At 74.8% G+C, this 6,239-nt stretch carries 7 protein-coding genes; 6 read left to right on the top strand and 1 reads right to left on the bottom strand.

Annotated elements, in window-relative coordinates; all coding sequences use genetic code 11:
• The 3 genes from IE249_RS38655 to IE249_RS27275 all read left to right on the top strand — a co-directional run.
• A partial coding sequence (locus IE249_RS38655) for a M24 family metallopeptidase (RefSeq protein ID WP_229859370.1) occupies positions 1-248 on the top strand: 248 nt, incomplete at its 5' end.
• Positions 249-358: 110 nt separating this feature from the next.
• Positions 359-1,726, top strand: coding sequence for a MocR-like pyridoxine biosynthesis transcription factor PdxR (gene pdxR, locus IE249_RS27280; RefSeq protein WP_189708957.1), 1,368 nt, complete (start codon positions 359-361; stop codon positions 1,724-1,726).
• 215 nt (positions 1,727-1,941) lie between these two features.
• A complete protein-coding gene (locus IE249_RS27275) occupies positions 1,942-3,216 on the top strand; it encodes an MFS transporter (RefSeq protein WP_189708883.1) in 1,275 nt (424 codons plus the stop codon).
• Here IE249_RS27275 and IE249_RS27270 read toward each other — a convergent pair.
• The gene (locus tag IE249_RS27270) at positions 3,179-3,625 is read right to left on the bottom strand and encodes an ATP-binding protein (RefSeq protein WP_189708881.1); all 447 of its coding nucleotides are present in this window, start codon (positions 3,623-3,625) and stop codon (positions 3,179-3,181) included. The genes IE249_RS27275 and IE249_RS27270 overlap by 38 nt on opposite strands.
• A gap of 222 nt (positions 3,626-3,847) precedes the next feature.
• On the opposite strand from IE249_RS27270, the gene IE249_RS27265 reads away from it, so the two are divergent.
• The 3 genes from IE249_RS27265 to IE249_RS27255 all read left to right on the top strand — a co-directional run.
• Complete coding sequence (locus tag IE249_RS27265; RefSeq protein ID WP_189708879.1) at positions 3,848-4,744, top strand: hypothetical protein; 897 nt, start codon at positions 3,848-3,850, stop codon at positions 4,742-4,744.
• A 175-nt stretch (positions 4,745-4,919) separates the two neighbouring features.
• Positions 4,920-5,666, top strand: a complete 747-nt coding sequence (locus tag IE249_RS27260; RefSeq protein ID WP_229859369.1) for a YcnI family copper-binding membrane protein — start codon at positions 4,920-4,922, stop codon at positions 5,664-5,666.
• Positions 5,667-5,772: 106 nt separating this feature from the next.
• The coding region (locus IE249_RS27255) for an SCO family protein (protein ID WP_229859365.1) at positions 5,773-6,239 on the top strand (467 nt) is incomplete at its 3' end.

Below are 6,239 nucleotides of genomic sequence, written 5' to 3'. Positions count from 1 at the left end.
ACGACTGCGCCGCCGCGCGCACCGAGACGTACGTGGACGGCACGCTGGAGCCGGGCATGGTCCTCACCGTCGAGCCGGGCCTGTACTTCCAGGCCGACGACCTGACGGTCCCCGAGGAGTACCGCGGCATCGGCGTCCGCATCGAGGACGACATCCTCGTCACCGAGGACGGCAACCGGAACCTGTCGGCGGGTCTGCCGCGCCGATCCGACGAGGTCGAGGGCTGGATGGCGGCACTGAAGGGCTGATACAAGTCGGACGGCCGGGTACCTGCGGGGTGCCCGGCCTTCGGTGTGCCGGGACACACGCGGTTCCGGCCGGTGATTCACAGGCCCCAGGGGGAGGGTTTGTCGTGGACATGGACGACTTCTGGTCCGGTGTCGGTGTGGACCTGCATCTTCAACCGGACGCGGCGGCGGGCCGCCGGGCCGGGCTGGAGAAGGCGCTCAGGGACGCCGTGCGGGACGGGCGCCTCGCGCCCGGCACCCGGCTGCCGGCGACCCGGCGGCTGGCCGGCGAGCTCGGCATCTCGCGCGGCACCGCCAAGGCCGCCTACGACCAACTGGTCGCCGAGGGTTATCTGACGGCGCGGCAGGGCTCGGGCACCCAGGTCGCCGCCCTGCCCAGCGTCGACACCGAACAGCCGGGCGCGGCGGCACGCGCACGGGCGCCCCGGTTCGACCTGCGGCCCGGCAGCCCGGACGTCGGGGCGTTCCCGGCCGCGGCCTGGCTGCGGGCCCTGCGCCGCGCCATCGCGACGGCGCCCTCACTGGCGTACGACTACGGCGATCCGCGCGGCCGGACCGAGCTGCGCACCGCGCTGTCGGGCTATCTGGGCCGCGCCCGCGGGGTGATCGCGCCACCGGAGCGCATCGTGATCACCTCGGGGTACGTCCAGGGGCTGGCGCTGCTCACGCGCGTGCTGGACGGCGCCGCCGTCGCCATGGAGGACCCCGGGCTGCCCTTCCACCGCGAGGTGGTGCGGCACAACGGCGGGAGCGTGGTGCCGGTCCGGGTGGACGAGCGCGGTGTGCGCGCGGACGAGCTGGGCGAGGAGCGGGCCGTCGTGGTCACCCCGGCCCACCAGTACCCGACCGGTGTGACCCTGCAGCCGGAGCGGCGGCGGGCCCTGACCGACTGGGCACGCGCGCGTGGCGCACTGATCGTCGAGGACGACTACGACGGCGAGTTCCGCTACGACCGCCAACCCGTCGGCGCGCTCCAGGGCATGGCGCCGGGTCAGGTCGCGTACCTCGGCACGGCGTCGAAGACCCTCGGGCCGGCGCTGCGGCTGGGCTGGATGGTGCTGCCGCCGCACCTGGTCGACGCGGTGGCCGAGGCCAAGCTGCACAGCGACCACCACACCGAGACCATCGGGCAGCTGGCGCTCGCCGAGCTGATCGACAGCCACGCCTACGACCGGCACGTGCGCGCGTGCCGGCTGCGCTACCGGCGCCGCCGCGACCAGCTCCTGGACCGGCTGGGCTCCAGGCGCCGGCTGCGCGGGATCGCCGCCGGGCTGCACGCGCTGGTCGACGTGGCAGACGAGGAGGAGGTGCTGGCGCGCGCGGAGGCGGAGGGGCTCGCCCTCGGCCGCCTGGGCGACCACTGGCACACGCCCCGGGAGGGCCGGCCGCAGGGCCTCGTCGTCGGGTACGGCACACCCCGGGAGCGGGTGTACCCGGAGGCGCTCGAGGTGCTGGCGAAGGTTCTGGACGGCGCGTGAAGCGTTCGCTCCGGGGGCGGCGGGAGGCCCCGGGGGGCCGGGGCGGCGGACGGAGGTCCGGGGGCGCCGCGGTGGCAGCGGGCGGGGCGCCCGGGTGCGTCGTGGCGGCGGACGGGGCGCCCGGGCGCGTCGTGGCGGCGGGCGGGAATTGGGCCAGCAAGATGACTCGGGAGTGGGCCTGTTGAGGGGTCCGCACGCTTCCTAGAGTCGTCGGTATGACGGCCTCTCTCGTCCCGCCCGCCGGCCCCCAACGGCTGCTGGCGCTCGCCCAGTTGAGCAACTCCGTCGGCGACGGCGCCTTCTACGTCACCTCCGCGCTGTACTTCACGCGTGTCGTGGGGCTGGCGCCCGCGCGCGTGGGACTCGGACTGACCCTCGCCTGGGCGGCCGGCTCGCTGGCCGGGGTGCCGCTCGGGCGGCTCGCGGACCGGCGCGGACCGCGCGGCGCGGCGGTGCTGCTGGCTCTGGCCACCGGTCTGTCGGTGGCGGCCTTCCTCGTGGTGCGCGGCTTCCTGCCGTTCGTGGCGGCCGCCTGCGCCTACGCCTGCTCGCAGTCCGGGCTCGCCGCCGCCCGCCAGGCACTGCTGGCGGGACTCGTGAGGCCCGCGGAGCGCACCCGGCTGCTGGCGTATCTGCAGTCGACGCTCAACGCGGGTCTCGCGGCGGGCGCCGGCCTCGGGGGCCTCGCCCTGCAGTCGGGGACGCGGACGGCCTACCTCGGCGTGTTCGCGCTCGACGCGGCGAGCTTCCTGCTGTGCGGCGCGGTGCTGCTGCGGGTGCCCGCGGTGCGGGGGCGGCCGCCGGCGGCACCGCCGGCCGGGGAGCACGGGTGCGGGCAGGGGCGCGAGCGGGCGCGTCCGGCCGTGGTGCGGGACCGTCCGTACATCGCGCTGACCCTGCTCAACACCGTGCTGCTGCTGCGGATGCCGCTGCTCAGCCTCGGGCTGCCGCTGTGGATCACTCAGCGGACCGGCGCCGCCGACTGGCTGGTGTCCGTGCTGTTCGTGCTGAACACCGGGGCGGTGACACTCTTCCAGGTGCGCGTGGCGCGCGGGATCGGCTCCCCGGGCTCGGCCACGCGCGCGGTGCGGCGCTCGGGCTGGGTGATGCTGGCGGCCTGCGCCGTGTTCGCGCTGTCGGCCGGGGTCCCCGCACCCGTGGCGGCGGGGGCGCTGGTGGCCGGGGCCGTGCTGCAGGCGGCCGCCGAGATGGGGCAGTCGGCGGGCGCCTGGCAGCTGTCCTTCGACCTCGCGCCGGCCGACCGTGTCGGCGAGTACCAGGGCTTCTTCGGCACCGGCGTCACCGTGGCCCGCACCCTCGGCCCGCTGGTCCTGACATCACTGCTGGTGGAGTGGGGCACTCCGGGCTGGCTGTTGCTCGGCGGCGCGACCCTGGCCGCCTCGTACGCGATGGGCCCCGTCGCCCGGCGCGCGGCGGGCCGGGACGGGCGTCCTACACCGCGACCAGCGGCGCGTCCTTGCGCCACTTGAGGATCTTGTCGAAGCTCACCACGGCGCCGCCGCGCCCCGGCGCGCTGCCGATGTGGACGTGGTCGGCGAGTTCCTGGATCAGGCACAGACCGCGGCCGTGCTCGGCCTCGGCGTGCGCGGCGCGCGCCGGCGCCCGGCGGCCGCCGGAGGGGAAGCCGGGCCCCTCGTCCGCCACCTCGATGCGGCACCGCTCCCCGTCGAGGTAGGCGGTGACCCGGTAGGGCTCCGAGGAACCGGCGTCGCCGCCGTGCTCGACCGCGTTCGCGCAGGCCTCGCTGAGGGCGACGGACAGGTCGTAGGAGATGTCGGGGTCGACGCCGGCGGTCTCCATCGTGCCGAGGAGGAGCCGCCGGGCGAGGGGAACGCTCGCAGCGTCACGCCGAAGATGGAGTGACCACCAGATGCTCATGCTCCAGCCTCCCGGCCGCGGCTCGACATACCGTTACGTATTGCCCCGCGTGCCCAGTCATAAGCACCGAGTTGACGCCATCCCGCCCGATCGGCGGATGCGGCGGGGACGGAATCGGTGTATGCGCGGCGCCCCGGCCGCCGAGTCCGGCCATTCAGACGTACGACATCTTGTGGACCTGCCGTACGGCGGCCGGGGCGCCAGTGGGATGATGAGGCCGCCATGACTGCCCCCCACCCGCGCACGGCACGCGCCGGACGCGATCTGCGGATGCTGCGGGCCGCGGTGTTCGCCGCGGTCTGCGTCGTGCTGGCCGCGGCCGGGCACACCCTGGCGTCCTGCGCCACGGTGCCGCTGTGGACGCTGGGCGCGGGATTCCTCGGGGCGCTCGCCGTCGTCGTACCGCTCGCGGGCCGGGCCCGCTCGCTGCCGGGGATCGTGACACTGCTCGCGGTCGGCCAGACCCTGCTGCACACGCTGTTCGGACTGGGCCAGCTCACCACCGGCGGCGGCGCCGGCACGGGGACGGCGGGCTCTATGAGCGGCATGGGGTCGATGAGCGGCATGGGGTCCATGGCCGGCATGGGGTCCATGCCCGCGCTGTCCGACACCGAGCTCGTCGCGCGCGCCGCGCACCTGATGTGCGGGGTCTCGGCCGCGTCGCTCACCCCCGGCCAGGCCTACCGGATCCTCGTCACCGCGCACCTCTACCAGGGCGGCACGGACACGGGGTCCATGGGCGCCATGCACCACCCGGCGGACGCGCTGACCTCCGCCGGCCCGGTGGCCTCGCTGCTGCCGTCCCTGCCGATGCTCCTCGGGCACGTACTGGCCGCGCTCGCCGCGGGCTGGCTGCTGCGGCGTGGCGACCTCGCGCTGCTGCGCCTCATCGAGCTGTCGGTGCAGGGCGTGGCCGAGACCGCGCTCGTACGGTCCCTGCGCGGGGCCCTCGCCCTGGTGCGCGCCCTGACCGCCGGACTGCCGGCCGCGCCCACGGCCGGCCCGCGCTTCCGGCGCTCCGCCGACCATCCGGTCCCCGCGCCGCACACCACCGCGCTCCAGCACTCCGTGATCCGCCGCGGCCCGCCGGCCGCCGCCACCTGCGTCCTCGCTGCCTGACGCGACGCGACCAGCACCCCACCACCGGGCGGGTTCCGCCCACGGGAACGGCCGCCGTCGTGCGGCACACGCGCGTGCCCTGATCCGGATCTCGCTCCCGGACAGGCCCCCCGGGCCCGTGCACGCGCTCCCTCTCGTCAACGGAACTCGTCCGAAGCAGGAGTGTTTTCCCGTCATGAAGACCATCAGGACCATCAAGGCGTCCCGTCTCGCCGCCGCCGGCGCCCTCGCGGGCTCGGCCGTCCTCGCCCTGTCCGCCCCCGCCTTCGCGCACGTCACCGTGCAGCCGGAGAGCACGCCGGCCAAGGGCGGCTACGTCGTCGTCGACTTCAAGGTCCCCAACGAGCGCGACGACGCCTCCACCACCAAGGTCGAGGTCAACTTCCCCACCGACCACCCGCTGGCCTCGGTGATGCCGGAGAAGATCGACGGCTGGAAGATCGACGTCACCAAGTCCAAGCTCGCCAAGCCGATCGAGATGCACGGCGAGAAGATCTCCGAGGCCGTCACCAAGGTCACCTGGACCGCCGACGGCAAGGGCATCGAGGCCGGCTACTTCCAGAAGTTCCCGGTCTCCGTCGGCGCGCTCCCCGAGGACGCCGACCGGCTGGTCTTCAAGGCGCTGCAGACGTACTCCGACAAGGAGATCGTCCGCTGGATCGAGGTCCAGGCCAAGGGCCGGGCCGAGCCGGAGAACCCGGCGCCGGTGCTGGAGCTGGCCGCCGCCAAGGACGGTGGTGCCCACGGCACGGCCGCGGGCACCGCCGACGACGCCGAGCCCGCCGCCCAGACCGCTGCCGCCTCCGGGTCGAAGGGCGGCAGCGACACCACCGCCCGGGTGCTCGGCGTCGTGGGCATCGTCGTCGGCGCGGCCGGAGTGGCCTACGGGGTGCTCGCCGGCCGCAGGCGCACCACCGCCTGACCCCCACCCGCCCGTCACGCGCACCTGGGGTCGTACGACGGTCGTGCGACCCTGGCGTACGACCCCGGTGCGCGCCGGAGTCATCACAACTGGGACATTTCTTTCTATGCGCAAGAAGACGTTCGCCGCGGCCGCCCTGCTCGCCGCCGCCACCATGACCCTGTCCGCCTGCGGCAGCGGCGGCGACGGCGGCAAGCCCGTCGTCTCCGTCTCCGGGGACAGCGCCCGGCACAGGGCCGTGACGGTCCTCGACCAGCCCTTCGAGAAGCCGGACCTGGTCCTCACCGACACGCACGGCGGGAAGTACGACCTCCGCAAGGAGACCGCGGGCCGGCCGACGCTGCTGTACTTCGGCTACACCCACTGCCCCGACATCTGCCCGCTGACGATGAACAACATCGCGGTCGCCAAGAAGGCGCTGCCCAAGGCCGACCAGGACAAGCTGCGCGTGGTGTTCGTCACCACCGACCCGGCCCGCGACACCCCCGCCGAACTGGGCAAGTGGCTCAAGGGCATCGACCCCCAGTTCATCGGCCTGACCGGTGACTTCGCCACCATCCAGGCCGCCGCGCG

The organism is Streptomyces anandii JCM 4720 (assembly GCF_014650655.1).
Taxonomy (GTDB): domain Bacteria; phylum Actinomycetota; class Actinomycetes; order Streptomycetales; family Streptomycetaceae; genus Streptomyces; species Streptomyces anandii.
Note: the sequence above shows the minus strand (reverse complement) of the source record. Positions and strands in the feature narration are given on the sequence as shown.